This window comes from Burkholderia cenocepacia (assembly GCF_014211915.1).
Classification (GTDB): domain Bacteria; phylum Pseudomonadota; class Gammaproteobacteria; order Burkholderiales; family Burkholderiaceae; genus Burkholderia; species Burkholderia orbicola.
In genome coordinates this window covers 3,420,514-3,446,812 of record NZ_CP060039.1, presented here as the reverse complement: position 1 = coordinate 3,446,812, position 26,299 = coordinate 3,420,514, and the positions used below count along the sequence as shown (strand labels likewise).

Annotated in this window: 21 protein-coding genes; 15 read left to right on the top strand and 6 right to left on the bottom strand. The window is 68.3% G+C overall.

Going from position 1 to position 26,299, the window contains the following annotated elements:
• Positions 1 to 6: 6 nt before the first annotated feature.
• The 3 genes from purE (at position 7) to SY91_RS16285 (ending at position 2,855) form a co-directional block, all read left to right on the top strand.
• Positions 7 to 528, top strand: coding sequence for a 5-(carboxyamino)imidazole ribonucleotide mutase (gene purE, locus SY91_RS16295; protein WP_006477946.1), 522 nt, complete (start codon positions 7 to 9; stop codon positions 526 to 528).
• Positions 529 to 618: 90 nt separating this feature from the next.
• Entirely contained in the window at positions 619 to 1,815 is a 1,197-nt protein-coding gene (locus SY91_RS16290; protein ID WP_006477947.1) for a 5-(carboxyamino)imidazole ribonucleotide synthase, read from the top strand.
• Between the two features lie 11 nt (positions 1,816 to 1,826).
• Positions 1,827 to 2,855, top strand: coding sequence for an L-threonylcarbamoyladenylate synthase (locus tag SY91_RS16285; RefSeq protein WP_006477948.1), 1,029 nt, complete (start codon positions 1,827 to 1,829; stop codon positions 2,853 to 2,855).
• An 88-nt stretch (positions 2,856 to 2,943) separates the two neighbouring features.
• Here SY91_RS16285 and SY91_RS16280 read toward each other — a convergent pair whose 3' ends face one another.
• From SY91_RS16280 to dacB, 3 genes are all read right to left on the bottom strand, one after another.
• Complete coding sequence (locus SY91_RS16280) at positions 2,944 to 4,083, bottom strand: SGNH/GDSL hydrolase family protein (protein WP_006477949.1); 1,140 nt, start codon at positions 4,081 to 4,083, stop codon at positions 2,944 to 2,946.
• Between the two features lie 95 nt (positions 4,084 to 4,178).
• Positions 4,179 to 5,093 (bottom strand): sterol desaturase family protein, encoded by a 915-nt coding sequence (locus SY91_RS16275; protein WP_023476233.1) that lies wholly within the window; start codon positions 5,091 to 5,093, stop codon positions 4,179 to 4,181.
• A 333-nt stretch (positions 5,094 to 5,426) separates the two neighbouring features.
• Positions 5,427 to 6,959 carry a D-alanyl-D-alanine carboxypeptidase/D-alanyl-D-alanine-endopeptidase gene (gene dacB / locus SY91_RS16270; RefSeq protein ID WP_023476231.1) on the bottom strand — a complete coding sequence of 511 codons (1,533 nt, stop codon included), beginning with the start codon at positions 6,957 to 6,959 and terminating at the stop codon, positions 5,427 to 5,429.
• A 183-nt stretch (positions 6,960 to 7,142) separates the two neighbouring features.
• Between dacB and SY91_RS16265 the strand changes: the two genes are divergently transcribed.
• The 6 genes from SY91_RS16265 to SY91_RS16240 all read left to right on the top strand — a co-directional run bounded on the left by SY91_RS16265 (position 7,143) and on the right by SY91_RS16240 (position 12,516).
• Positions 7,143 to 7,805: a response regulator gene (locus SY91_RS16265; RefSeq protein ID WP_006481728.1), complete on the top strand. Its 663-nt coding sequence runs from the start codon at positions 7,143 to 7,145 to the stop codon at positions 7,803 to 7,805.
• Positions 7,806 to 7,808: 3 nt separating this feature from the next.
• A complete protein-coding gene (locus tag SY91_RS16260) occupies positions 7,809 to 9,155 on the top strand; it encodes an ATP-binding protein (RefSeq protein ID WP_011546100.1) in 1,347 nt (448 codons plus the stop codon).
• A gap of 112 nt (positions 9,156 to 9,267) precedes the next feature.
• The gene (locus tag SY91_RS16255; protein ID WP_006477953.1) at positions 9,268 to 10,749 is read left to right on the top strand and encodes a DegQ family serine endoprotease; all 1,482 of its coding nucleotides are present in this window, start codon (positions 9,268 to 9,270) and stop codon (positions 10,747 to 10,749) included.
• Positions 10,750 to 10,853: 104 nt separating this feature from the next.
• Complete coding sequence (locus SY91_RS16250) at positions 10,854 to 11,291, top strand: carboxypeptidase-like regulatory domain-containing protein (protein WP_011546098.1); 438 nt, start codon at positions 10,854 to 10,856, stop codon at positions 11,289 to 11,291.
• A 129-nt stretch (positions 11,292 to 11,420) separates the two neighbouring features.
• A complete protein-coding gene (locus tag SY91_RS16245) occupies positions 11,421 to 11,780 on the top strand; it encodes a DUF427 domain-containing protein (protein WP_006477955.1) in 360 nt (119 codons plus the stop codon).
• Positions 11,781 to 11,808: 28 nt separating this feature from the next.
• Positions 11,809 to 12,516 (top strand): CoxG family protein, encoded by a 708-nt coding sequence (locus SY91_RS16240; protein ID WP_011546097.1) that lies wholly within the window; start codon positions 11,809 to 11,811, stop codon positions 12,514 to 12,516.
• A 58-nt stretch (positions 12,517 to 12,574) separates the two neighbouring features.
• On the opposite strand, the gene SY91_RS16235 is transcribed toward SY91_RS16240, so the two are convergent.
• A complete protein-coding gene (locus SY91_RS16235) occupies positions 12,575 to 13,591 on the bottom strand; it encodes a helix-turn-helix domain-containing protein (RefSeq protein ID WP_023476229.1) in 1,017 nt (338 codons plus the stop codon).
• A 152-nt stretch (positions 13,592 to 13,743) separates the two neighbouring features.
• Here SY91_RS16235 and SY91_RS16230 point away from each other — a divergent pair, with 152 nt between their 5' ends.
• The gene (locus SY91_RS16230; protein WP_006477957.1) at positions 13,744 to 14,409 is read left to right on the top strand and encodes a cysteine hydrolase family protein; all 666 of its coding nucleotides are present in this window, start codon (positions 13,744 to 13,746) and stop codon (positions 14,407 to 14,409) included.
• 44 nt (positions 14,410 to 14,453) lie between these two features.
• Here the strand turns inward: SY91_RS16230 and SY91_RS16225 are convergent, their stop codons facing one another.
• A complete protein-coding gene (locus tag SY91_RS16225; protein WP_006486802.1) occupies positions 14,454 to 15,095 on the bottom strand; it encodes a TetR family transcriptional regulator in 642 nt (213 codons plus the stop codon).
• A 401-nt stretch (positions 15,096 to 15,496) separates the two neighbouring features.
• Between SY91_RS16225 and SY91_RS16220 the strand changes: the two genes are divergently transcribed.
• Genes SY91_RS16220 through SY91_RS16210 form a run of 3 tightly spaced genes read left to right on the top strand, consistent with a single transcriptional unit; the run spans position 15,497 to position 21,510 of the window.
• The gene (locus tag SY91_RS16220) at positions 15,497 to 16,771 is read left to right on the top strand and encodes an efflux RND transporter periplasmic adaptor subunit (protein ID WP_012329143.1); all 1,275 of its coding nucleotides are present in this window, start codon (positions 15,497 to 15,499) and stop codon (positions 16,769 to 16,771) included.
• A 15-nt stretch (positions 16,772 to 16,786) separates the two neighbouring features.
• Entirely contained in the window at positions 16,787 to 19,987 is a 3,201-nt protein-coding gene (gene bpeB, locus SY91_RS16215; RefSeq protein ID WP_006482626.1) for an efflux RND transporter permease BpeB, read from the top strand.
• A complete protein-coding gene (locus SY91_RS16210; RefSeq protein ID WP_185920991.1) occupies positions 19,987 to 21,510 on the top strand; it encodes an efflux transporter outer membrane subunit in 1,524 nt (507 codons plus the stop codon). The genes bpeB and SY91_RS16210 overlap by 1 nt, the downstream gene beginning before the upstream one ends.
• A gap of 194 nt (positions 21,511 to 21,704) precedes the next feature.
• Here SY91_RS16210 and SY91_RS16205 read toward each other — a convergent pair whose 3' ends face one another.
• Positions 21,705 to 23,081, bottom strand: a complete 1,377-nt coding sequence (locus tag SY91_RS16205) for a nucleobase:cation symporter-2 family protein (RefSeq protein ID WP_034174426.1) — start codon at positions 23,079 to 23,081, stop codon at positions 21,705 to 21,707.
• A gap of 439 nt (positions 23,082 to 23,520) precedes the next feature.
• On the opposite strand from SY91_RS16205, the gene SY91_RS16200 reads away from it, so the two are divergent.
• Both SY91_RS16200 and SY91_RS16195 read left to right on the top strand, forming a co-directional pair.
• Complete coding sequence (locus SY91_RS16200) at positions 23,521 to 24,972, top strand: xylulokinase (RefSeq protein WP_185920990.1); 1,452 nt, start codon at positions 23,521 to 23,523, stop codon at positions 24,970 to 24,972.
• 213 nt (positions 24,973 to 25,185) lie between these two features.
• Positions 25,186 to 26,292, top strand: coding sequence for an S-(hydroxymethyl)glutathione dehydrogenase/class III alcohol dehydrogenase (locus SY91_RS16195; RefSeq protein WP_006483756.1), 1,107 nt, complete (start codon positions 25,186 to 25,188; stop codon positions 26,290 to 26,292).
• The last annotated feature ends 7 nt before the right edge of the window (positions 26,293 to 26,299 follow it).

The following is a 26,299-nucleotide window of genomic DNA, read 5'->3' as shown; positions in this document are numbered from 1 at the left end:
GACGACATGAGCGAAATCCAGACTGCCCACACGCACAGCGCGCCGCTCATCGGCGTGCTGATGGGTTCGAGTTCCGACTGGGACGTGATGAAGCACGCGGTCGCCATCCTGCAGGAATTCGGCGTGCCGTACGAAGCGAAGGTCGTGTCCGCGCACCGGATGCCCGACGAGATGTTCGACTATGCGGAGAAGGCGCGCGAGCGCGGGCTGCGCGCGATCATCGCGGGCGCCGGCGGCGCCGCGCACCTGCCCGGCATGCTGGCCGCGAAGACCACGGTGCCCGTGCTCGGCGTGCCGGTCGCGAGCAAGTACCTGAAGGGAGTCGATTCGCTGCACTCGATCGTGCAGATGCCGAAGGGCGTGCCGGTCGCGACGTTCGCAATCGGCGAGGCCGGCGCCGCGAATGCCGCGTTGTTCGCGGTGTCGATCCTGTCCGGCAACTCGGTCGACTACGCGAACCGGCTCGCCGCGTTCCGCGTGCGCCAGAACGAAGCCGCGCACGCGATGGTGCTGCCGCCGCTGGAATGACGGCATGGCGCGCGGCCGCACGACGCGGCCGGCGCCGGATTTTCCCACTGCGGCGGGCCGTTCCGCGTTCCGCCGCAACCGACCACTGACATGACCGCAACTCCTGATTCCGTTTCCCCGATCCTGCCCGGCGCGTGGCTGGGCATGGTCGGCGGCGGCCAGCTCGGCCGCATGTTCTGCTTTGCCGCCCAGTCGATGGGCTATCGCGTCGCCGTGCTCGATCCCGATCCGGCGAGCCCCGCCGGCGCGGTCGCCGATCGGCACCTGCGCGCGGCGTACGACGACGAAGCCGCGCTTGCCGAACTGGCCGACCTGTGCGAGGCCGTATCGACGGAGTTCGAGAACGTGCCGGCCGCGAGCCTCGATTTCCTCGCGCGCACGACGTTCGTCGCCCCGGCTGGCCGCTGCGTCGCGGTCGCGCAGGACCGGATCGCGGAGAAGCGTTTCATCGAGGCGTCGGGCGTGCCGGTCGCGCCGCACGTCGTGATCGAATCGGCGGCGGCGCTCGCCGCGCTCGACGATGCGGCGCTTGACGCGGTACTGCCGGGCATCCTGAAGACCGCCCGCCTCGGTTACGACGGCAAGGGCCAGGTGCGCGTCGCCACCGCGCAGGAAGCGCGCGACGCGCATGCCGCGCTCGGCGGCGTGCCGTGCGTGCTGGAGAAGCGCCTGCCGCTGAAATACGAAGTGTCGGCGCTGATCGCGCGCGGCGCGGACGGCCGCTCGGCCGCGTTCCCGCTCGCGCAGAACGTGCACCACAACGGCATCCTGGCGCTGACGGTCGTGCCGGCGCCGGCCGCCGATGCGGCCCGCGTCGAGGAAGCGCAGCAGGCGGCGATCCGGATCGCCGATACGCTCGGCTACGTCGGCGTGCTGTGTGTCGAGTTCTTCGTGCTGGAGGACGGCTCGTTCGTCGCGAACGAAATGGCGCCGCGTCCGCACAACTCCGGCCACTACACGGTCGATGCGTGCGCAACGAGCCAGTTCGAGCAGCAGGTGCGCGCGATGACGCGCATGCCGCTCGGCAATCCGCGCCAGCATTCGCCGGCCGCGATGCTGAACATCCTCGGCGACGTGTGGTTCCCCAGCGGTGCGGCGACTGACGCCGTCACGCCGCCGTGGGACACGGTCGCCGCGATGCCGGCCGCGCACCTGCACCTGTACGGCAAGGAAGAGGCGCGCGTCGGCCGCAAGATGGGCCACGTGAACTTCACGGCCGAGACGCGCGACGAAGCCGTCGCGGCGGCTACCGCATGCGCGCAGCTGCTGCGCGTGCCGCTCGACTGAGGCGCCGGCCGATGTCCATCGATCTCCCGAAGCACGTGACGTCCGCGCAGATCGACGCGGCCGCCGCGCTGCTCGACGCGGGCCAGCTCGTCGCGTTTCCGACCGAAACCGTCTACGGGCTCGGCGGCGACGCGGCGAACCCCGAGGCCGTCGCGCGCATCTACGCGGCGAAGGGGCGGCCCGCGAATCATCCGGTGATCGTGCATCTGCCGCCCGGTGGCGATCCGGGTTACTGGGCCGACGACTTGCCGGCCGACGCGCACGCGCTGATCGATGCATTCTGGCCGGGGCCGCTCACGCTGATCCTGAAGCGCCACGCGCGCATTCCGGATGCCGTGAGCGGCGGGCAGGATTCGGTCGGGCTGCGCTGTCCGTCGCATCCGGTCGCGCAGGCGCTGCTGGCCGCGTTCAGCGCGCGGCGCGGCGGCCACGGCGGCGTGGCCGCGCCGTCCGCGAACCGGTTCGGTCACGTGAGCCCGACGACCGCGCAACACGTGCGCGACGAATTCGGCGATACCGTGCACGTGCTCGACGGCGGCGCATCCGAAGTCGGCATCGAATCGACGATTCTCGACCTGTCGCGCGGCTTCCCGGCGCTGCTGCGCCCGGGCCACGTGACGCCGCAACAGATCGCCGACGTGCTCGGCCGCGCGCCGAAGCTGCCGGATGGCAGCGATGCGACCGCGCCGCGCGCATCGGGCACGCTGAAAGCGCATTACGCGCCGCGTACGCCGCTCGCGCTGCTGCCGTTCGACGCGCTCGAGCCGTTGCTCGCGGCCGCGCAAACCGACGGCGAACGCGTCGCGCTCGTCGCCCGCGCGTCGCGGGCCGGGCACTGGGCGCAGGCCGACGGCGTGCATTTCATCGCGGCGCCGGAAGATCCGCAGGCCTATGCACGCGACCTGTACGGGATGCTGCGGGCGCTCGACCGCGCGCAGGTCGCGCGCATCCTCGTCGAGAAGCTGCCCGAGACCGTGGAATGGATCGCGGTCAACGATCGCCTCGGCCGCGCGGCGGCCGCGTTCGAAGCGCGCGACTGACGCATCCGTCCGCATCCATCCGCACCAACGAAAAACGCCCGACCGGTGAACCGGTCGGGCGTTTTCGTTTGGGCGCGTGGCCGGCGGCTTACTTGCCGACGCCGGACTTCGCGATCTGCTGCTGGACGTACTGCGCGAACAGCGCATGCAGGTGCGTCGACGGGTGGACCGTGTCGGCGAACATGTAGGTCTGGTCCGCGTTCGCGACCGTGTAGGTCTGCGGCGAGCAGAACAGCGACGAGCCGAACGCGGTCGCGTTCGCGACGCCGTACTGCGTGGCGGCCTGGACCATCGCCTTCAGGTTGCACGCGGTGTCGGTGTTCGACACGCTGAAGCCGTTCGCCTGGTAGTTGGCCGCGATGCCGTCCTGCCACGTGAACGCATCGACCACCACATACTTCGTCGGGTCGACCTTCAGTGCGGCGAGCGTGCCGACCAGCGTCTTGTTGAACAGCCCCGACAGTTGCGTGAACGCGGCCTGCGTGCCGCCCTGCAGCGCGAGCGGCGTGCCGCCGATGTCCGGCACGTTCGAGACGAACACGTGCGTCGCGCCCGCGGCGACGATCTGCTGGACGATCCCGCCGAGCTGCTGCGCGGCCAGGCCGATCGCCTGTGCGGCCGCGAGTTGCGCGGCCGGCGTGTTGCCTTGCGCCTGCGCGACCTGGGCCTGGTAGAAGATGTCGTTCGCGCCGCCGTTGATCAGCACGATCTGGCCGGCGTTGAAGCTGCCGTGCTGCGTCAGGTACTGCTTGACCTGGTCCGCGATCGGCGTGGTGGTCGCCTGTGCGTAGTCGGGGTTCGGCACGCTGGCGTCCGCATGGCCGATGCCCGGCTGCAGCGTCACGCGCGAGCCGCCCTGCGCGTAGCCGAGGCCGCCGGTGGCCTGCAGCGGAATGCCGAAGCCGCCCTGGTTCGCGGGCTGCAGCGTGTCGCCGTAGTACTGCGCGACGTCCTGCGTCCAGACCTGGCCCGGGTTGGTCGTGAAGCGGCCGCCGCCGAAGCCGAGCTTGATCTGCGAGTAGGTGCCGACGTCGGACAGGCTGTCGCCGAACGACACGACCTGCATCTTCACGCCCGACGGCGGCGTGTTCGACGCGCTGCTGCCGTTGTTGTCGTCACCGCCGCCGCATGCGGCGAGCAGCGCGAGCGCGGCGCCGGCGATCGCGACCTGCGCGGTGCGCAGCATGCGCAGCCGGCTGCGGAAAGGTGCGTGTTGTTGTGTCTGCATCGTTCGATCTCCTCGTAGATATGGCCTGATGTGTTTCTCATCTGCCGCGTGCCTGCTCGGTTCCGGGCTGCGCGGCGGCCGTTGGCTGAAACGGTTTATCGATCGCGCGCAGCCGCGAGCGGCTCGGTGCGCGGATCCTGGTTCGCGGCCTCGGCAATCTGCGCATGATAAGCGCTCGCCCATTCGGGCGGGCCGAAAATCGCGCGCAGCTTGTTGCGCCATCCGTCGACGCGCAACGCGTCGGACGCCATCGACACCCACTCGTGGAACGTCGCGACGAACGGGTTGTTCGAGCCGAGCCGCTCGACGATGCCGTACTGCGGCGGATCGTCGGGCGCCTCCTCGACATAGCTGCCGAACAGGCGATCCCAGATCACCAGGACGCCTGCGTAATTGCGGTCGATGTAGCGCGCGTTGCGCGCATGGTGCGCACGGTGGATCGACGGCGTGTTGAGCACGTATTCGAGCCAGCCGAGCTTGCCGATCGCCTGCGTGTGCACGAAGAACTGGAACGCGAGGTTGATCAGCACGATGCCGACGACCTGTTGCGGCGGAAAGCCGGCGAACGCGAGCGGCAGCCAGAACAGCCACATGCCCGCGACCGGGTACATCAGGCTCTGGCGGAAGGCGGTCGAGAAATTCATCCGCTCGGACGAGTGGTGCACGACGTGCGCGGCCCACAGCCAGCGCACGCGATGGCTCGCGCGATGGAATACGTAGTAGAGGAAGTCCTGCGCGACGAACAGCACCGCGAACGACAGCCAGCCGTCGTGCCACGTGTAGACGCGATAGTGCCGGTAGCAGTACGCATAGACGGGAATCACGAACAGCCACGCGAGCTTGTCGGCGCCCTGGTGCATCAGCGCGAGCGCCGCGTTGCACAGCGTGTCGCGCCACGCATAGATGCGGTCCTGCGCACGGGTGCGGGCGAGGTGCCAGGCCTCCCACGCGATGCAGAGCAGGAAGACGGGCGCCAGCGCGAGCAGAAGCAATTCGACGTCGAATCGCATGGGCGTGTGTCTCCTTCGTTCCCCTGCAAGCCATCAGGCCGGGCGTGTGGCCCGTTGTAGATATCGTCAGGCCAACAGCCTACGCAATCGCTACGCGCTAGGCGAGGGGGCAGCGTAGAGGGTTCCCTCTGAGGACAGGGTTTCTACGGAATCCGTACTGCACGGGGCCGGGCGGTGCGGCCCTGTTTTGCGGGAAGGGTGCGCGCGCGGCGCGGCGCGCGAAAGTGACGGAGGCGTTTCAAACCGCGCGGCGCGGGATTTCGCGAGCCGCGCGGTGCGGGAAGTCGCACGGGCCGCCTTGCCGGGACGGCCCGATGCGCGGTGCGCGGACCGTCAGTGCGCGCCCGCGTAGACCCACTCGAGCAGCGTGTCGTGCGCGGCGCGCGCGCCTTCCGCGTGATCGTTGTTGATGAAGCTGACGACGATGTAGCTCTGGCCGTCGGCGCCGGCGACGTAGCCGGCGATCGCGCGCACGTCGCGCAGCGTGCCGGTCTTGATGTGCGCGTTGCCGAGCACGCCCGCGTTGGTGAGGCGGTTCTTCATCGTGCCGTCGATGCCGGCGATCGGCAGCGAATCGACGAACGCCTGCGCGACCGGGCTCGCGTTCGCGGCCTGCAGCAGCGCGGCGAGCGACAGCGCGCTCACGTGCTCCTCGCGCGACAGCCCCGAGCCGTTCTCGAGCACGAGGTCGGGCATCGCGATGCCGTTCTTCTGCAGGAACGCCTGAATCGCGCGGCTCGACTGCTCGGGTGTCGCGGGCGGCTTGCCGCTCACCGCGCCGATCGTCAGGAACAGGTTGCGCGCCATCACGTTGTTGCTGAACTTGTTGATGTCGTAGACGATGCTGCCGAGCACCGGGCTGTGATGCACGGCGAGCGGCCGCGCGGTGGTCGGCACCTTGCCTTCGCTCACCGGCCCCGCGATCGTGCCGCCGTCCTGCTGCCACAGCGCGAGGAAGCCGCGCGCGAAGAAGGTCGTGTGATCGAGGATCGCGAGGTTGGTCGTGTGCGCGCCGCAGCGCAGCGGGTAGTCGCCGGCGAACGACGCGGTCATGATCCCGCCGCCGGCCGTCAGCGTCGGGCGCGCGGCCGCGGCGGCCGCGCTGCACGAGCCCGAGCCTTCGACGAGCTGGTTGTCGATCGACAGATCCGCGAGCGGCGGCAGCATGTCGACGGCGACCTTGCCGTCCTCGCCCGGCGTGACCGTGAACGACACGGCCTTGAACGCGTACAGCAGCGGATCGGGGCCGACGTTGTACGGCGCGCTGGCATCGTCGTCGAACGACGGCAGGTCGCGCGTCGACGCCGCGAAGTAGCTCTTGTCGAGCACGAGGCCGCCGGCCACGCGCTTGACGCCGGCCTTGCGCAGCTTGTCGACGAGGTCGATCAGCTCCTCGGGCACGAGCTTCGGATCGCCGGTGCCCTTGATGTACAGGTTGCCCTGCAGCGTGCCGTCGGGGTCGATCGTGCCGTCCGTGTACGCGGTGGTGCGCCAGCGGTAGTCGGGGCCGAGGATCGACAGGCCCGAGAAGGTCGTCACGAGTTTCATCGTCGAGGCCGGCAGCATCGGCCGGCTCGCATTCCATGCGATCAGCGGTTGCGGATCGCCGACGCGCTCGACCACGACGCTCATCGCCGATGCCGGCACCTTCGCGCGCTGCAGCGCGACGAGCACGGAGGCCGGCAGCCCGGCCGCGCGCGCGGCCGGCGACACGACGGCGGTCTTGCGCGCTTCCTTGTGGGATTTCTTGCGGGCCTGCGCGGACGGTGCGAACGCGAGGGCCGTGCAGGTGGCGACGACGGCGGCCGCCCGCAGGCAGGCGCGGGTGCGGGGGGCGAACCGGGCGGAAAGATCGGAAATCGGCATGGGCGAATACGGGAAAAGCAGGGGCTCGGGCAGGACGCGCGGGGGCGCCGAAGCGCACATTGTAGAGACAAGTCGGGGCAGGCCCCTTGCAATCCGCCTTACTGTTGCATTGCACGCCGCGCACGCGATTCGCGGCGCTACAATGGTCGCCGTGTTTGACTCGCCCCATGGATGCGTGGCCCGATGCGGATTCTGCTTGTCGAAGATGATCGAATGATTGCCGAGGGCGTGCGCAAGGCGCTGCGCTCGGACGGCTTTGCGGTCGACTGGGTGCAGGACGGCGACGCCGCGCTCACCGCGCTCGGCGGCGAGACGTACGATCTGCTGCTGCTCGACCTCGGTCTGCCGAAGCGCGACGGCATCGACGTGCTGCGCACGCTGCGCGGGCGCGGGCTCGCGCTGCCGGTGCTGATCGTCACCGCGCGCGACGCGGTCGCCGATCGCGTGAAGGGGCTCGACGCGGGCGCCGACGACTACCTCGTCAAGCCGTTCGATCTCGACGAGCTGGGCGCTCGGATGCGCGCGCTGATCCGCCGCCAGGCCGGGCGCAGCGAGTCGCTGATCCGCCACGGCGCGCTGACGCTCGATCCCGCATCGCACCAGGTGACGCTCGACGGCGCGCCCGTCGCGCTGTCCGCACGCGAGTTCGCGCTGCTCGAGGCGCTGCTCGCGCGGCCGGGCGCGGTGCTGTCGAAGAGCCAGCTCGAGGAGAAGATGTACGGCTGGGGCGAGGAGATCGGCAGCAACACGGTCGAGGTCTACATCCACGCGCTGCGCAAGAAGCTCGGCTCGGACCTGATCCGCAACGTGCGCGGGCTCGGCTACATGGTCGTCAAGGAAAGCTGACGCGTGCGGTCGATTCGTCATCAATTGCTGATCTGGCTGCTCGCGATCGTCGTCGCGGGCGTGGGCATGGCGGGCTGGCTCATCTACCGGCAGGCGCTCGCGGAAGCGAACGAGCTGTTCGACTACCAGTTGCAGGAAATCGCCGCGGCGCTGCCGTCCGAACCGTTCTCGCAGGTGTTCGGCTCGCGTACCAACGGCGACGAAGGCATCGTGATCCAGATCTGGAACCGCAACGGCGTGCTGATGTACTTCTCGCATCCGCGCGCGCCGATCGCGCCGCGCGCGGAGCTCGGCTTCTCGACCGAGCGTACCGATCGCGGCGAATGGCGCGTGTACGGCGCGATCGTCGGCGACAACGTCGTGCAGCTCGCGCAGCCGCTGTCGGTGCGCAACCGGCTGGCGGCGAACGTCGCGCTGCGCACGCTGTGGCCGCTGATCGTGCTGCTGCCGTTCCTCGGCGCGGCCGTGTGGGGGATCGTCGGGCGCGGGCTCGCGCCGCTCGGCCGCGTGACGCGCGCGGTCGAGGCGCGCCGGCCGGAAGCGCTCGATTCGCTGCCCGACGCGCGCCTGCCGCTCGAGGTGCAGCCGCTCGTGCGGGCGCTGAACGGGCTGCTCGCGCGGCTGGCGGCGGCGCTCGACACGCAGAAGGCGTTCGTCGCCGATGCAGCGCACGAGTTGCGCACGCCGCTCGCGGCCGTGCAGATCCAGGCGCAGCTCGTCGCCCGCGCGAAGGACGACGCATCGCGCCGCGAGGCGATCGCGGATCTCCAGGACGGCGTGTCGCGCGCGACGCGTCTCACCGAGCAACTGCTCGCGCTCGCGCGCGCCGAGCCGGACGGCGCGACGATGCGCGAACCGGTCGACCTGCAGGCGCTGCTCGCCGAATGCGTGGCCGCGCATGCGCCGCTCGCGCAGCGGCACGACATCGATCTCGGCTTCGAGGAAACGCGCGCGGCGAGCGTCGTCGCGGACGTCGGCGCGCTGCGCGTGATGTTCGGCAACCTGCTCGACAACGCGGTGAAGTACACGCCGGACGGCGGCCGCATCGACGTGTCGCTGACGCGCGACGCGGCCGGCCGCGCGTGCGTGCAGATCGCCGACAGCGGGCCGGGCATTCCGGCCGACGAGCGCGAGCGCGTGTTCGACCGCTTCTATCGCGACAGCTCGGCGCGGGCACGCACCGACGTGTCGGGCAGCGGGCTCGGACTCGCGATCGTCAAGCGCGTGGCGGCGCAGCAGGGCGCGACGGTGTCGCTCGGCGATGCAGCCGCGGGCGGCCTGCTCGTCAGCGTCGTGTTCCGCGATGCCGAGATGCCGGCCCCGGCCCCGCAGCCTTCCGAATCTGCCTGAAGGGCGGTTGCCGGCCGGATGCCGGCAGCCGCTTAAGCCCCGCTTAAGGCTGATTAAGCCTCCTTTAAGTCAGGGTCGTTACGCTGCGTCCTAACAACGAGGAGGTCCTACGATGAACACCCGATTCCTTGCGCGCGGCACCGTCGCGGTCGCCGTGGCGGCCGCCCTGTCGGCAGGCTATTTCGCCGGTACCCGCCGCGCCGATCCGCAGATCATCACGCCCGCGCAGGCCGCGATGATGCCGGCCGAAGCCGCGGCCAAGACCGGCATTCCCGATTTCTCCGGGCTCGTCGAGACGTACGGCCCGGCGGTCGTGAACATCAGCGCGAAGCACGTCGTGAAGCAGGTGTCGCGGCGCGCGCCGCAGCCGCAACTGCCGATCGATCCGAGCGATCCGTTCTACCAGTTCTTCAAGCACTTCTACGGCCAGGTGCCGGGCATGGGCGGCGACGCGCAGCCGGACGACCAGCCGAGCGCGAGCCTCGGGTCGGGCTTCATCGTCAGCGCCGACGGGTACATCCTCACCAATGCGCACGTGATCGACGGCGCGAACGTCGTCACGGTCAAGTTGACCGACAAGCGCGAATACAAGGCGAAGGTCGTCGGTTCCGACAAGCAGTCCGACGTCGCCGTGCTGAAGATCGACGCGAGCGGCCTGCCGACCGTGAAGATCGGCGACCCGGCGCAGAGCAAGGTCGGCCAGTGGGTCGTCGCGATCGGCTCGCCGTACGGCTTCGACAACACGGTCACGTCGGGCATCATCAGCGCGAAGTCGCGCGCGCTGCCGGACGAGAACTACACGCCGTTCATCCAGACCGACGTGCCGGTGAACCCCGGCAACTCGGGCGGCCCGCTGTTCAACCTGCAGGGCGAGGTGATCGGCATCAACTCGATGATCTACTCGCAGACGGGCGGCTTCCAGGGCCTGTCGTTCGCGATTCCGATCAACGAGGCGATCAAGGTGAAGGACGAGCTCGTGAAGACGGGCCACGTGAGCCGCGGCCGTCTCGGCGTGGCCGTGCAGGGGCTGAACCAGACGCTTGCGAGCTCGTTCGGGCTGCAGAAGCCGGACGGGGCGCTCGTCAGCTCGGTCGACCCCAACGGCCCGGCCGCGAAAGCCGGCCTGCAGCCGGGCGACGTGATTCTGTCGGTCAACGGTTCGCCGGTCGCCGACTCGACGTCGCTGCCCGCGCAGATCGCGAACCTGAAGCCGGGTTCGAAGGCCGACCTGCAGATCTGGCGCGACAAGTCGAAGAAGTCGATCAGCGTGACGCTCGGCGCGATGGCCGATGCGAAGCTCGCGTCGAACGACGGCGGGCCGGTGGAGCAGGGCCGTCTGGGTGTCGCGGTGCGGCCGCTGTCGCCTCAGGAGCGCACCGCGGACAACCTGTCGCACGGGCTGATCGTGCAGCAGGCCGGCGGGCCGGCCGCCAACGCGGGCATCCAGCCGGGCGACGTGATTCTCGCGGTCAACGGCCGGCCGGTCACGAGCCCGGAGCAATTGCGCGACGCGGTGAAGGGCGCGGGCAACAGTCTTGCTCTGCTGATCCAGCGCGATAATGCACAGATCTTCGTGCCGGTCGACCTGAGCTGACCGGCCACGGCCGACGGCCGGCCTGGCCGGCCGCGGCGGGCGCCGCCGCCGTTCGATCGCGCGACGCCGCGCCCCGTATGTGTTCCGACCCCAAGGAGAGAGCCATGCAATATCTACGCAACGTGTCCCGATTTGCCGTCGCCGCGGCGTTGACCGCCGGCCTCGCAGCCGGTGCGACCGGCGCGTACGCGCAGTCGGACGGCTTGCCGGCCGCGCGCCAGCAAGGCGACGTCACCTTCGTGTCCGGCGGCGTCGGGCAGGACGAATCGACGGCGTTCCAGCGCAGCGAGTCGCAGTGGCCGCTGGCGCTGCGCTTCACCGGCAAGGGCGGCGAGTTCCTGGCCGACGTGCATGTCCGGATCGTCGACGGCAAGGGCGCCGAAGTGCTGAAAACCGATGCGCGCGGGCCGTACATGCTCGTGAAGGTGCCGCCGGGGCGCTATACGGTGCATGCGTCGTACCAGGGCAGCGACGAATCGCGCGCCGTCACGGTCGGCGCGAAGGGCGGCGCGAAAGCCGCGTTCCAGTGGAGTGCGCAGTAGCCCGCCGCGTGCGGCCGGGCCCCCGGTCGCGCAATCGGACGAAGTTTCGCCCATAATGAAAGCCACGGCATGCGTGCCGTGGCTTTTTCGTTTCCTGCCCCGGCCAGGCGGCCGCCCGAAGGAGAAACGATGTCCGATGCAGCAGATCCTCGACTCGAAATCGTGCCGAACCGTCATCGCGTGCGCGTGATCCATCGCGGCATCACCTATGCCGATTCGCATGGTGCGCTGACCGTGCGCGAGGCGGGGCTCCCGGACATCCATTATCTGCCGCGCGGCGACGTCAACATGCGCCGGCTCGTGAAATCGGGCGTCACGACGGCTTGCCCGTTCAGGGGGCAAGCCGTGCATTTCGACTTGCAGACGGAAGACGGCGTGATCGAGAACGCCGCATGGAGTTACGAAGAACCGAAGGAGGCGGCGGCCGTGCTTGCGCACTACGTCGCGTTCGATGTCGCGCGGGTCGACAGTCTCGTCGAGACGTCCTGATGCGACGCGTGTTCATCGGGGAGGCGTCATGGAACTGAACGACACGTTACGCGTACCGCTCGCGCCGCCTGTCGTGCGGGATGCGCTGGAGGATCTCGCGCTGCTGCGGGCGAGTTTCGACCATTGCGAATCGTTCGTGAAACTCGCGCACGGCGAGTTCGCGCTGACCATCACGGTGCCGCTCGGCCCGCTGCGCGCCCGCTACGACGTGCGCGCGCATGCGGCCGCCGAGCAGGGCGACGCCGAAGGTCAGCCGCGCCGCGTGCTCAACTTCAAGGCGCGGGCCGACGGCCTCGGCGCGCTGCGCGGCCAGGTCGAACTCGTGCTGATGCCGGATGGCGACGCGAGCGCCACGCGAATCGAGTACGTGGTCTGGGCGACGGCAAGCGGGCCGCTCGCCGAACTGCCGGGGCGGCAGATCGACAATGCGCTGCGCGAATGGACCGACACGTTCTTCCGCGAGTTCTGCGCGGTCGTGCAGGCGAAACACGGTCTCGCGCCGAATCGCGCGAGCGCCGCCGCGCCGCGCCGCCAGCATGTATTTCTGCGGCCGGCATCGCTGGTGGCCGCGACGAAGCGTTCGCTGCCGCATCATCTCGGCGGCGCGCTGAGCGGACGTGCCGCGAGCGCGCTCCCGCATCGCGATTCCGGCACGGTGCCCGTGTGGGCCTGGGCGGCGATGATCGTGTTCGTCGCGCTGCTGCTGTACGCGGCGCGCTGGATCAACGGCGGCTGATCGGCGTTCGGCCGCCCGGTTCCGCTTCCCGGCCTGTTCGCGGCCCGCACGGCGGGCGTCACTGCGCCGCGTCGGCCCCGATTCCGGCGCCGCGAAATTCCCTTCGATACGCAGACGGCGACGTGCCGAGCGCGCCCGCGAAATGCTGGCGCAGCGACACGCTCGAGCCGTAGCCGGCCGCCTGCGCGATCGCGTCGATCGATTGTCCGGTGGTTTCGAGCAGATGCTGCGCGCGCGCGAGCCGCTCGGCCTGCAGCCATGCGGTGACGGTCGTGCCCGTCGCCTGGCGGAAGTGGCGCGTGAACGTGCGCCGGCTCATGAGCACGCGTTCGGCGAGCGAATCGACGCTGTGCGCGGCGTCGAGATGGGCGCGCACCCAGTCGAGCAACCCCGCGAGCCGCGCGTCGCGCGGATGCGCGGCGACCGGCTGCGGCACGTACTGGGCCTGTCCGCCCTGACGGTGCGGCGGGATCACGAGGCGGCGCGCGATCCGGTTCGCGGCGTCCGAGCCGAAGCGCCGCCGCACGACGTGCAGGCAGCAGTCGAGGCCTGCCGCCGTGCCGGCCGACGTCATCAGGTTGCCGTCGTTCACGTACAGCACGTCGGGGTCGAGTTTCACGCGCGGAAAGCGCCGGGCGAAATCGTCGGCCCACGCCCAGTGCGTGGTGGCCGGGCGGCCGTCGAGCAGGCCGGCCGCGGCGAGCACGTAGGCGCCGAGGCACAGGCCGACGAGCTCCGCGCCGCGCGCGGCGACCGCGCGGACCGCATCGAGCAGCGCGTCGGGCGGCACTTCGTCCGGGTCGCGCCAGGAAGGCACGATGACGATGTCCGCATCGTCGAGCGCATCGAGCCCGTACGGTGCGGTAATCGTGAAGCCACCCGTCGTCGCGAGCGGGCCGCGCTCGGCCGAGCAGACGCGGAACTCGAACGCGGGCGACGCGGCCGCGTCGCGTTCCTTGCCGAACACGACCGACGGCACCGACAGGTGGAACGGGCTGATGCCGTCGTACGCGATCACGGCGACGACGGTCGGAACGGACGGGGCGAATGGGGTGGGCGCGGCGGTGGCGAGCATGACGGGCTCCGGCAAGGCGATGGCCCGATTCTATCGAAGAATGGCTATCGGGCCACTATCGGCACAAGCCGCCCGGCTCGACAATGCATCGCATCGCACTGCTGGCCGCCCCGCTCCGGGGCGGGGCAGCGCCTCCCGACCAGGAGCCCGCCATGTCGACCGCCGTCCCGCATTCCACTTCCCGTCCTGTTGCCCGCCGTGCACTGATCGTGATCGACGTGCAGAACGAATACGTGACGGGCAACCTGCCGATCGAATATCCGCCGCTCGACGTGTCGCTCGCGAACATCGGCCGCGCGATCGACGCCGCGCACGCGACCGGCGTGCCGGTGATCGTGGTTCAGCACGTCGCGCCGGCCGGCGCGCCGATCTTCGCGCCCGGTAGCGACGGCGTCGCGCTGCACGCGGTGGTGGCCAGCCGGCCGTACGCGCACCTGATCGAGAAGGCGCAGGCGAGCTCGTTCGCCGGCACCGATCTCGCCGCGTGGCTCGACGCGCACGGAATCGACACGCTCGCGGTGGCCGGCTACATGACGCACAACTGCAATGCGTCGACGGTCTATCACGCGGCGCATGCGGGGCTGAAGGTCGAATACCTGAACGACGCGACAGGCGCGCTGCCTTACGAGAACGAAGCGGGAGCGGTAAGCGCCGAAGAGATTCACCGCGCGTATGGCGTGGTGTTTCAGTCGAATTTCGCGGCGGTGATGTCGACCGACACGTGGATCGCGGGACTGGCCGGCGCGCCGATGCCGGTGCGTGATTCGGTGGCCGCGTCGAACCGGCGGGCCCGCGCGCAGCGCGCGAAGGCGGCCTGACGCGGCACGGTGACGGCGACGGGGCGCGCCATGCGCCCGCGTGGTCAGTCGCGGTCCTTCAGCATCGCCGGACTGTAGCGCAGCATGTCGAAGCAGCCGTCGACGAGTTTTTCCGCATGCTGCTCGGCGTCGATCTCGTCGGGCAGCATCAGCATGTCGCGCACGAAGCCGCTGACGAGCGTGTGCAGCATCAGCGTCGCGCGCCACGTGTCGAGCCGCTCGGGCAGCAGCTTGAGCCCCACGGCCACCGCGAGATCGGCGTCGATCATGTGCAGCGCCTCGCTCATCCCCGCGCGGTTGCGCTGCAGCAGCGGCTCCATGTCCGCGACGTATTCGCACTTCATGAACAGGATGCTGAACACGCGGCGCAACTGCGGGTCGCGCTGCACGCCGAGCAGGCACCAGATCAGGATCTGGCGCACCTTCTCGAGCGGATTGCCGCCCGGCGCGTCGAGCGGCATCCGTTTCAACTCGTCGATCGGCAGGAACACGCGGTCGAACATCGCATCGAACAGTTCGCTCTTGTTCGCGAAATGCCAGTAGATCGCGCCGCGCGTCACGCCGGCGTGCTGGGCGATGTCCGCGAGCGACGTGTGCGACACGCCTTTCTCGAAGAACACGTGTTCGGCGGCGTCGAGAATGCGATTGCGCGTCTCGAGCGCCTCCTCCTTGGTACGTCTGACCATGTGCAGGCCTGATTGGATCGATCTTGAGTGAATATGGGGTCCGCAACCCCTCGTCGCCGTCATGCAGACAGGCTATGCTTGCTGCGGGTAACAATCTGTAAGACTGGACCGCGGGCGGAATACAAACGGGCTTTTTACATACATTCGTGAATGTATATACAATACCACCCTACGATCGAATGACCCAAGTGGCAATCAGTTAATATCCCACTCTGCTGATTCCCGCCCCTAGTACCAGTCCGCAGTTCGCGGCATCCCCGTCGGCACGGAGGTCTCGTGCCGACGTGCTGTATCTGGCAGTCCAGTAATTCAGGTGTTCGATCTGCGCCGCGAGGCGCATCCGTGTTGCGCTCCGGTCGGGCGCCGCACTTATTCCATTGGTTATACACAGAGGTCGCTCCATGCGCGTCGAACGGGTTCCATACCGCTTAATCACTGTCGCGACGGCCGCCGTTTTCCTGGCCGCGTGCGGGAAAAAAGAATCGGCACCGCCGCCGCAAACGCCGGAAGTCGGCGTCGTCACCGTCCAGCCGCAAGCCGTACCGGTCTTCACCGACCTGCCGGGCCGCACCAGTGCATTCCTCGTCGCGCAAGTGCGCGCGCGGGTCGACGGCATCGTGCTGCGCCGCGAATTCACCGAAGGCACCGACGTCAAGGCCGGTCAGCGCCTCTACAAGATCGATCCGGCGCCGTACATCGCGGCGCTGAACAGCGCGAAGGCGACGCTCGCGAAGGCGCAGGCGAACCTCGTCACGCAGAACGCGCTGGTCGCACGCTACAAGGTGCTGGTCGCTGCGAACGCTGTCAGCAAGCAGGACTACGACAACGCGGTCGCCACGCAAGGCCAGGCCGCGGCGGACGTCGCGGCCGGCAAGGCGGCAGTCGATACCGCGCAGATCAACCTCGGCTATACGGATGTCGTGTCGCCGATCAGCGGCCGCGTCGGCATCTCGCAAGTGACGCCGGGCGCTTACGTGCAGGCGAGCCAGGCGACGCTGATGTCGACCGTGCAGCAGCTCGATCCGGTGTACGTCGACCTCACGCAGTCGAGCCTCGAAGGGCTGAAGCTGCGTCAGGACGTGCAGAGCGGCCGTCTGAAGACGAGCGGCCCGGGCGCGGCCAAGGTGTCGCTGATCCTGGAAGACGGCAAGACCTACTCGGAGCCGGGCAAGCTGCAGTTCTCGGATGTGACGGTCGACCAGACCACCGGCTCGGTGACGATCCGCGCGGTGTTCCCGAACCCGGGCCGCGTGCTGCTGCCGGGCATGTTCGTGCGCGCACGGATCGAGGAAGGCGTGAACGAGAACGCGTTCCTGGTGCCGCAGATCGGCGTCACGCATGACCAGAAGGGTCAGGCGATCGCGATGGTGGTGAACGCCAGCAACAAGGTCGAGCCGCGTCCGCTGAAGACCACCGGCATGCAAGGCCAGAACTGGATCGTCGAAGGCGGTCTGCAGGCGGGCGATCACGTGATCGTGCAAGGCGTCGACAAGGTGCGCCCGGGCGCGACCGTGAAGACGGTCCCCGCGCAGCTCGCCCCGGCGGCCGATGCCGCCTCGGGTGCCGCTGCCCCCGCCGCGCCGGCCGCTGCCGGGTCCGGCGCCGCTGCCGCTTCCGGTGCCGCCGCATCGGGCGCCGCGCCGGCGAGTGCTGCCGCCGCGTCGAGCGCGCAATAACAGGGAGCCTGTTTCATGGCAAAGTTTTTTATCGATCGCCCGATCTTCGCGTGGGTGATCGCCATCATCCTGATGCTGGCCGGGGTTGCGGCGATCTTCACGCTGCCGATCTCGCAGTATCCGACGATCGCGCCGCCATCGATCCAGATCACCGCGAACTATCCGGGCGCTTCCGCGAAGACGGTGGAAGACACGGTGACGCAGGTGATCGAGCAGCAGATGAGCGGTCTCGACAACTTCCTGTACATGTCGTCGACCAGTGACGACTCGGGCAACGCAACGATCACGCTGACCTTCGCGCCGGGCACCAACGCCGACATCGCGCAGGTCCAGGTGCAGAACAAGCTGTCGCTCGCGACGCCGGTTCTGCCGCAGGTCGTGCAGCAGCTCGGTCTGTCGGTCACGAAGTCGAGCAGCAGCTTCCTGCTGGTGCTCGCCTTCAACTCCGAAGACGGCAGCATGAACAAGTACGACCTCGCGAACTTCGTGGCGTCGCACGTGAAGGATCCGATCAGCCGGCTGAACGGCGTCGGTACCGTCACGCTGTTCGGCTCGCAGTACGCGATGCGGATCTGGCTCGACCCGAACCGCCTGACCAACTACGGCCTCACGCCGGTCGACGTCAGCTCGGCGATCACCGCGCAGAACGTGCAGATCGCGGGCGGCCAGATCGGCGGCACGCCGGCCACGCCGGGCACCGTGCTGCAGGCGACGATCACCGAATCGACGCTGCTGCAGACGCCGGAGCAGTTCGGCAACATCCTGCTGAAGGTCAACCAGGACGGCTCGCAGGTTCGCCTGAAGGACGTCGCGCAGATCGGCCTCGGCGGCGAAAACTACAACTTCGACACGAAGTACAACGGTCAGCCGACCGCGGCACTCGGTATCCAGCTCGCGACCAACGCGAACGCGCTCGCGACCGCGAAGGCCGTGCGCGCGAAGATCGACGAGCTCGCACCGTTCTTCCCGCACGGCCTCGTCGTGAAGTATCCGTACGACACGACGCCGTTCGTGAAGCTGTCGATCGAGGAAGTGGTCAAGACGCTGCTTGAAGGTATCGTGCTCGTGTTCCTCGTGATGTATCTGTTCCTGCAGAACCTGCGGGCGACGATCATCCCGACGATCGCGGTGCCGGTCGTGCTGCTCGGGACGTTCGCGATCATGTCGATGGTCGGCTTCTCGATCAACACGCTGTCGATGTTCGGCCTCGTGCTCGCGATCGGCCTGCTGGTCGACGATGCGATCGTGGTGGTCGAGAACGTCGAGCGCGTGATGGCCGAAGAGGGGCTGTCGCCGAAGGAGGCGACCCGCAAGGCGATGGGCCAGATCACCGGCGCACTCGTCGGCGTGGCGCTCGTGCTGTCGGCGGTGTTCGTGCCGGTGGCGTTCTCCGGCGGCTCGGTCGGCGCGATCTATCGTCAGTTCTCGCTGACGATCGTGTCGGCGATGGTGCTGTCGGTGCTGGTCGCGTTGATTCTGACGCCGGCCCTGTGCGCGACGATCCTCAAGCCGATCCCGCAAGGGCATCACGAAGAGAAGAAGGGCTTCTTCGGCTGGTTCAACCGCACGTTCAACAACAGCCGCGACAAGTACCACGTCGGCGTGCACCACGTGATCAAGCGCTCGGGCCGCTGGCTCATCATCTATCTGGTCGTGATCGTCGCGGTCGGGCTGCTGTTCGTGCGCCTGCCGAAGTCGTTCCTGCCCGATGAAGACCAGGGCCTGATGTTCGTGATCGTGCAGACGCCGTCGGGCTCGACGCAGGAAACGACCGCGAAGACGCTCGCGAACATTTCCGACTACCTGCTGAAGGACGAGAAGGAAATCGTCGAATCGGCGTTCACGGTCAACGGCTTCAGCTTCGCGGGTCGCGGCCAGAACTCGGGTCTCGTGTTCGTCCGCCTGAAGGACTACTCGCAGCGTCAGCATGCGAACCAGAAGGTGCAGGCGCTGATCGGGCGGATGTTCGGGCGTTACGGGAGCTACAAGGACGCGCTCGTGATCCCGTTCAACCCGCCGTCGATTCCCGAGCTCGGTACGGCCGCCGGCTTCGACTTCGAGCTGACGGACAACGCCGGTCTCGGCCACGACGCGCTGATGGCCGCACGTAACCAGCTGCTCGGGATGGCATCGAAGGACCCGACGCTGCAGGGTGTGCGTCCGAACGGCCTGAACGATACGCCGCAGTACAAGGTCAACATCGACCGCGAGAAGGCGAATGCGCTCGGCGTGACGGCGGATGCGATCGACCAGACGTTCTCGATCGCGTGGGCGTCGAAGTACGTGAACAACTTCCTCGACACCGACGGCCGGATCAAGAAGGTGTACGTGCAGGCCGATGCGCCATTCCGGATGACGCCGGAAGACATGAACATCTGGTACGTGCGCAACGGGTCGGGCGGGATGGTGCCGTTCAGCGCGTTCGCGACCGGTCACTGGACGTACGGTTCGCCGAAGCTCGAGCGCTACAACGGTGTGTCGGCGATGGAAATCCAGGGGCAGGCCGCACCGGGCAAATCGACCGGTCAGGCGATGGCCGCGATGGAAACGCTCGCGAAGAAGCTGCCGGTCGGTATCGGCTACTCGTGGACGGGCCTGTCGTTCCAGGAAATCCAGTCCGGTTCGCAGGCGCCGATCCTGTACGCGATCTCGATCCTCGTCGTGTTCCTGTGTCTCGCGGCACTGTATGAAAGCTGGTCGATTCCGTTCTCGGTGATCATGGTCGTGCCGCTCGGCGTGATCGGTGCGCTGCTCGCGGCCACGATGCGCGGCCTCGAGAACGACGTGTTCTTCCAGGTCGGCCTGCTGACCACCGTGGGCTTGTCCGCGAAGAACGCGATCCTGATCGTCGAGTTCGCACGCGAACTGCAGCAGACGGAGAAGATGGGGCCGATCGAGGCCGCGCTGGAAGCGGCGCGCCTGCGGCTGCGTCCGATCCTGATGACGTCGCTCGCGTTCATTCTCGGCGTGATGCCGCTCGCGATCAGCAACGGCGCGGGTTCGGCCAGCCAGCACGCGATCGGTACGGGCGTGATCGGCGGGATGATCACGGCGACGTTCCTCGCGATCTTCATGATCCCGATGTTCTTCGTGAAGATCCGTGCGATCTTCAGCGGCGAGAAGGAAGACGTCGACGAGGCGCTGCGCCTGGCTCAGGAGCACTCGCACCACGAAGAGAAGCCGGGCAACGGCGACGAAGGCAACAAGGGACAGTGATGATGCAAAAACACGCTTTGACTGCAATCGCAGTCGCGCTCTTTGCCACGGGCTGCACGATGGCGCCGCACTACAAGCGGCCCGACGCACCCGTCGCGCAGGCGTACCCGGCCGGCGGCGTCTACGCGACGCAGCCGGGTGCGGCCGGCGCGCGCAGCGCGAACGGCCAGGCGGCGACTGCCATCGGCTGGCGCGAGTTCTTCGTCGATCCGCGCCTGCAGCGGCTGATCGAGATCGCGCTGAAGAACAACCGCGACCTGCGCGTGTCGGTGCTGAACATCGAGGCGGCGCGCGCGCAGTACCAGATCACGCGTGCGGGGCTGTTCCCGACGCTCGATGGTACGGGCACGGGCAGCATCCAGCGTTTCCCGGCCGGTGTATCGCAGACGGGCCAGCCGCTGATTTCGCGCACCTACAACGTCGGACTGTCGGCATCGTGGGAGCTCGACCTGTTCGGCCGCGTGCAGAGCCTGAAGGATCAGGCGCTCGCGCAATATCTGTCGACCGCGTATGCACGGCAGGCGTCGGAAATCTCGCTGGTGTCGCAGGTGGCGGATCAATACCTGACGCTGCTGTCGACCGATGACCTGCTGAAGGTCACGGAGGACACGCTGAAGACCGCGCAGGCGTCTTACGACCTGACCAAGCTGCAGTTCGACAACGGTACGGGCTCGGAGCTCGAGCTGCGTCAGGCGCAGACGGTCGTCGAGACGGCGCTCGCGAACCAGCAGGCGCAGGCCCGTGCCCGCGCGCAGGCGTTGAACGCGCTGGTGCTGCTGATCGGCGAGCCGCTGCCGGACGACCTGCCGGCGGGCATGCCGCTCGACGCGCAGAACCTGCTGACGGACGTGCCGGCCGGGTTGCCGTCGGACTTGCTGACGCGTCGTCCTGACGTGATGCAGGCCGAGCAGACGCTGCTGGCCGCGAACGCGAACATCGGCGCGGCGCGCGCGGCGTTCTTCCCGAAGATCTCGCTGACGGGCGCGTTCGGCACCGCGAGCCCGACGCTGGGCGGCCTGTTCAAGGCCGGCACGGCGGCGTGGTCGTTCGCGCCGAGCATCGCGTTGCCGATCTTCGAGGGCGGGCAGAACATCGCGAACCTCGATCTCGCGAACGTGCAGAAGCGCATCGAGATCGCGAACTACGAGAAGGCGATCCAGTCGGCGTTCCGCGAAGTGTCGGATGGCCTCGCCGCACGCGGCACGTACGACCAGCAGATCGCGGCGCTGGAGCGCAACGAGCACGCGCAGCAACGTCGCTTCGACCTGTCGGACCTGCGTTACAAGAACGGTGTCGACAGCTACCTGTCGGTGCTGACCGCGCAGACGGATCTGTACTCGGCACAGCAGTCGCTGATCAGCGCACGCCTGGCGCGCTGGACGAACCTGGTCGACCTGTACCGCGCACTCGGCGGCGGCTGGATCCAGCATGCAGGCGAAGCGCCGCGCGCGCCGGATGCGCCGGTCGACTACGACAAGGCGGCTGTTCCGGCGCCCGCGTCGGCAACGGCGACGAACGGGTAAGTGCAAAGAAGGGCAGGCGCGGTTTACCGCGCTTGCACGTCGAACCGGCTGTATGCGGAAACGAGAACGCCACGGACGAAAGTCCGTGGCGTTTTCTTTTGTGTTGTCGAATCGTGCGGGAAATCAAGCAAAACGCCACGGCATGCCGTGGCGTTTTTCGTTACCGCTTCGCGCCATCGTCCGGGGCGGCGCGATCAGTGGTGCACGTCGGCGGGCCGCCCATCGAAATCGTGCCCTGCGCGCCGAATCTCGCAGCGCGCATCCTTTTCGCCTTTCACACCGTTGAACACGATGTTCAGGATCACGGCCGTGGCCGATGCCAGCAGGATGCCGCTGTGCAGGATCGGTGCGAGCGCGGGCGGCAGCTTCGAGAAGAAGTGCGGCGACACGACCGGCACGAGGCCCATGCCGACGCTCACGGCAACGATGAACAGGTTGTGCGAGTTCTGCACGAAGTCGACCTTCGACAGCACCTTGATGCCGTTCGCGGCGACCATCCCGAACATCACGATGCCTGCGCCGCCGAGCACGAACGGCGGCACCGACGCGACGACCTGCGCCATCTTCGGGAACAGGCCGAGCAGCACGAGGATCACGCCGCCCGTCGCGCACACGAAGCGGCTCTTCACGCCCGTCACGCCGATCAGGCCGACGTTCTGCGAGAACGACGTATGCGGGAACGAGTTGAAGATGCCGCCGATCAGCGTGCCGAGGCCGTCGACGCGCAGGCCGCGCACGAGGCGCTCCTGGTTGACCGGGCGATCGACCATGTCGCCCACCGCGAGGAACATGCCGGTCGATTCGATGAACGTGACGAACATCACCGTGACCATCGTCACGATCGACAGCGGGTCGAAGTGCGGCAGACCGAAGTGGAACGGCATCACGAAACCGACCCACGGCGCATGCGCGACGCCGTCGGTGTTCACGCGGCCGAGCGCGAAGGCGATCACGAAGCCGGCGACGATGCCGAGCAGCACCGAGATGTTCGCGACGAAACCGCGGCCGTACTTGTTGATCAGCAGGATCAGCGTGAGCACGAGCAGCGACAGGCCGAGATAGACGGGGCTGCCGTACTCGGGGTTGCCGACGCCGCCGGCTGCCCAGTTGATGCCCACTTCCATCAGCGACAGCCCGATCACGGCGATCACCGTGCCGACGACCACGGGCGGGAAGAACCGCAGCAGCTTGCCGATCATCGGTGCGAGCACGATGCCGATGATGCCGGCCGCGATGGTCGAACCGAAGATGTCGAGAATGCCGAGGCCGGGGTTCGTGCCGATCGCGATCATCGGGCCGACGGCCGCGAACGTGCAGCCCATGATCACGGGCAGGCGGATCCCGAAGATCCACAGGCCGAGCGTCTGGATCAGCGTGGCGATGCCGCACGAAAACAGATCGGCGCTGATCAGGAACGCGATCTGGTCTTTCGGCAGCTTGAGCGCGGCGCCGACGATAAGCGGCACGGCGACGGCGCCGGCGTACATGACGAGGACGTGTTGCAGGCCAAGCGTTACCAGCTTGCCGGTCGGCAGCACCTCATCGCACGGATGGACCGTGTTCGATTGCATCTGTCTCACTCCATGATCTTGTTTTCGGGGTGATACGAAGTTATTCGGAATGAATCCATGCAACAAGAGCACTGGGTTCTATTCCGTTCTTTGCTGGTTCGATATGCCATTTCGGTATGGAACAGGGGGACGATCATCGGGAAACTGCCGCGGGAGTGAGGTTCACCGGTTTTATAGCGCTTCAAAATAGCGCCGGCCCCCATGTCAAATATGGCGCGCTTTATGGTGTGTATCGGGTGCGCCGCATAGTGGCAAAAAGCGGTGTGTGGAAATCGCGCCGGGTTAACCCGCGAACGGCCGCTTTTGCGTGCAAGGTGCGGCCCGGTGGAACGCGCCGATCCGACCGCACGTTCGATGCGTCGAGGCGGCGGCAAAAACCGGGGCGCCCATCGCGATCCCGTTATCATCGACATCCGTTCACACGAATCTCCTTCACGTCATGCGCCTGCTCGGAATCGACCTCGGCACCGGCTCCGTCAAACTCGTCACGCTCGATGCCGACGGCGTCGAGCGCGCGGTCGCGAGCGAACCTTATGCGTTGTCGTCGCCGCGGCCGGGCTGGGCGGAAATCGCCCCCGACACGTGGTGGCAGGCGCTGGTCCGCGCGGCCGCGCGACTGCCGGCCGACGAGCGCGCGCAGGTCGCGGCGATCGGTTTTTCGGGCCAGATGCATGGCGTCGTGCTGATCGACGCGGCCGGCCAGCCGGTGCGGCTCGCGCTGCTGTGGCCGGACACGCGCGCGGTGCGCGAGGCGGACGCGGCCGGCTGGGCCGCCGCCGGATCGTCCGTCCCACCGAATCCCGTCGCGCCCGGCATGGCGGGCCCGCTGTTGCGCTGGCTGGCCACGCACGAACCCGACGCGCTGCGCGTCGCGCGCTGGGCCGTGCAGCCGAAGGACTGGCTGCGCATCGCACTGGGCGGCGACGTCGCGGCCGATCCGAGCGACGCGTGCGCAACCGCGCTCGCGACGCCCGACGGTGCGTGGGACAACGCATTGATCGACTCGCTCGGCTTGCCGACCGACCGCTTCGCGCCGGTGCGTGCGTCCACCGCGCGCTGCGGCGTGCTCGGTGCGCAGGCCGCGGCCGCGCTCGGCCTGCCGGCCGGCGTGCCGCTTGCGACGGGCGCGGCCGATACCGCGTGCGCGGCGCTCGGCAGCGGGCTGGCCGTCGCAGGCGACGCGCTGCTGACGACCGGCAGCGGTGGGCAGATCGTCGTGCTCGCGGATACGTTGCCGCCCGCGCGGCGCGGCTTGCATCGCTATCGTGCGGCAACCGGCGGCGGCTATTACACGATGGCGGCGATGCAGAACGTCGGGCTCGCGCTCGAAGCCGTGCGCGGCTGGCTCGGCTACGCGCGATGGGCCGATGCGTATGACGAAGCGTTCGCGCAGCCGGCGTCCGAACGGCTGTGCTTCCTGCCGTACCTGACCGGCGAGCGTTCGCCGTGGATGAACCCCGATGCGCGCGGCGGCTGGCTCGGCCTCGGGCTCGGCGACACGCGCGGCGCGATGATGCGCGCCGCGTTCGAAGGCGTCGCGTTCGCGTTGCGCGCGGGGCTCGATGCGATCCGCGACGCCGATCGCGGCGACACGGTGACGACGCTGCGTCTCGCGGGCGGCGGCTCCGTCGATCCGCGCTGGCGCCAGTTGCTCGCCGACGCGCTCGGCGCGTCGCTGCACGCGATCGATTGCCCGAACGCCGCGACGCGCGGCGCCGCGCTGCTCGCGGGCGTCGCGATCGGGCATTGGCGTGAAGATGCGTTGCGCGCGCTGGCGCCGGGCGCGTCGCCGGTCGCGGCCCCGCACGACGATCGCCAACTGGCTGCTCGCCACGCGCGCTTCGTCGATCTGTACGCACGCACGGATGCATGGTTCACGACGGGCGTTTAAACTCGAACACTTGTTCTTTTGCGCCAGCGATGACGCATCCTGGCAAGCCGGCGACCGTTTCCCGCACGCGATGCGCGACGGGAGCGGCCATCATGGCGAGCACGAGATTCTTGCGCCGTGCCACGCGGCACGGCTTCGACCGCTTTGCACGAAACCCCGGCCGGCGCCGCACGCCGGCCCGGGCCGATCTCACCGACACACAGGAGTGACACGATGAAAACGAAAGCCGCGATTGCATGGAAGGCGGGTGCGCCGCTGACGATCGAGGAAGTCGATCTCGAAGGGCCGCGTGCCGGCGAAGTGCTGATCGAAGTGAAGGCGACGGGCATCTGCCACACCGACTACTACACGCTGTCGGGCGCCGATCCGGAAGGGATCTTCCCGGCGATCCTCGGCCATGAAGGCGCGGGCGTGGTGGTCGACGTCGGCCCCGGCGTCGGTACCGTGCGCAAGGGCGACCACGTGATTCCGCTCTACACGCCCGAATGCCGCGAGTGCAAGTTCTGCCTGTCGCGCAAGACCAACCTGTGCCAGAAGATCCGCGCGACGCAGGGCAAGGGCCTGATGCCGGACGCGACGTCGCGCTTCTCGCTCGACGGCAAGCCGCTGTTCCACTACATGGGCACGTCGACGTTCTCGAACTACATCGTCGTGCCGGAGATCGCCGTCGCGAAGGTGCGCGAGGACGCGCCGTTCGACAAGATCTGCTACATCGGCTGCGGCGTGACGACGGGCGTCGGCGCGGTCGTGTACTCGGCGAAGGTCGAGGCCGGTGCGAACGTGGTCGTGTTCGGCCTCGGCGGGATCGGCCTGAACGTGATCCAGGGCGCGAAGATGGTCGGCGCGGACAAGATCATCGGCGTCGACATCAACCCGAAGCGCGTCGAGCTCGCGAAGAAGTTCGGGATGACGCATTTCATCAACCCGAACGAAGTCGAGAACGTCGTCGACCACATCGTGCAACTGACCGACGGCGGCGCCGACTATTCGTTCGAATGCGTCGGCAACGTGAAGCTGATGCGCCAGGCGCTCGAATGCACGCACAAGGGCTGGGGCCAGTCGTTCATCATCGGCGTGGCGGCGGCGGGCGAGGAAATCAGCACGCGTCCGTTCCAGCTGGTGACGGGCCGCGAGTGGAAGGGCTCGGCGTTCGGCGGCGCGCGCGGGCGCACCGACGTGCCGAAGATCGTCGACTGGTACATGGAAGGCAAGATCAACATCGACGACCTGATCACGCACACGCTGCCGCTCGAGCGGATCAACGAAGGCTTCGACCTGATGAAGGCCGGCGAGTCGATCCGCTCGGTCGTGCTGTACTGACCGGGAG

Coding starts and splice junctions, on each gene's coding strand:
- purE (WP_006477946.1), top strand. CDS start 7: ATGAGCGAAATCCAGACTGCCCACACGCACAGCGCGCCGCTCATCGGC.
- SY91_RS16290 (WP_006477947.1), top strand. CDS start 619: ATGACCGCAACTCCTGATTCCGTTTCCCCGATCCTGCCCGGCGCGTGG.
- SY91_RS16285 (WP_006477948.1), top strand. CDS start 1,827: ATGTCCATCGATCTCCCGAAGCACGTGACGTCCGCGCAGATCGACGCG.
- SY91_RS16280 (WP_006477949.1), bottom strand. CDS start 4,083: ATGCAGACACAACAACACGCACCTTTCCGCAGCCGGCTGCGCATGCTG.
- SY91_RS16275 (WP_023476233.1), bottom strand. CDS start 5,093: ATGCGATTCGACGTCGAATTGCTTCTGCTCGCGCTGGCGCCCGTCTTC.
- dacB (WP_023476231.1), bottom strand. CDS start 6,959: ATGCCGATTTCCGATCTTTCCGCCCGGTTCGCCCCCCGCACCCGCGCC.
- SY91_RS16265 (WP_006481728.1), top strand. CDS start 7,143: ATGCGGATTCTGCTTGTCGAAGATGATCGAATGATTGCCGAGGGCGTG.
- SY91_RS16255 (WP_006477953.1), top strand. CDS start 9,268: ATGAACACCCGATTCCTTGCGCGCGGCACCGTCGCGGTCGCCGTGGCG.
- SY91_RS16250 (WP_011546098.1), top strand. CDS start 10,854: ATGCAATATCTACGCAACGTGTCCCGATTTGCCGTCGCCGCGGCGTTG.
- SY91_RS16245 (WP_006477955.1), top strand. CDS start 11,421: ATGTCCGATGCAGCAGATCCTCGACTCGAAATCGTGCCGAACCGTCAT.
- SY91_RS16240 (WP_011546097.1), top strand. CDS start 11,809: ATGGAACTGAACGACACGTTACGCGTACCGCTCGCGCCGCCTGTCGTG.
- SY91_RS16235 (WP_023476229.1), bottom strand. CDS start 13,591: ATGCTCGCCACCGCCGCGCCCACCCCATTCGCCCCGTCCGTTCCGACC.
- SY91_RS16230 (WP_006477957.1), top strand. CDS start 13,744: ATGTCGACCGCCGTCCCGCATTCCACTTCCCGTCCTGTTGCCCGCCGT.
- SY91_RS16225 (WP_006486802.1), bottom strand. CDS start 15,095: ATGGTCAGACGTACCAAGGAGGAGGCGCTCGAGACGCGCAATCGCATT.
- SY91_RS16220 (WP_012329143.1), top strand. CDS start 15,497: ATGCGCGTCGAACGGGTTCCATACCGCTTAATCACTGTCGCGACGGCC.
- bpeB (WP_006482626.1), top strand. CDS start 16,787: ATGGCAAAGTTTTTTATCGATCGCCCGATCTTCGCGTGGGTGATCGCC.
- SY91_RS16210 (WP_185920991.1), top strand. CDS start 19,987: ATGATGCAAAAACACGCTTTGACTGCAATCGCAGTCGCGCTCTTTGCC.
- SY91_RS16205 (WP_034174426.1), bottom strand. CDS start 23,081: ATGCAATCGAACACGGTCCATCCGTGCGATGAGGTGCTGCCGACCGGC.
- SY91_RS16200 (WP_185920990.1), top strand. CDS start 23,521: ATGCGCCTGCTCGGAATCGACCTCGGCACCGGCTCCGTCAAACTCGTC.
- SY91_RS16195 (WP_006483756.1), top strand. CDS start 25,186: ATGAAAACGAAAGCCGCGATTGCATGGAAGGCGGGTGCGCCGCTGACG.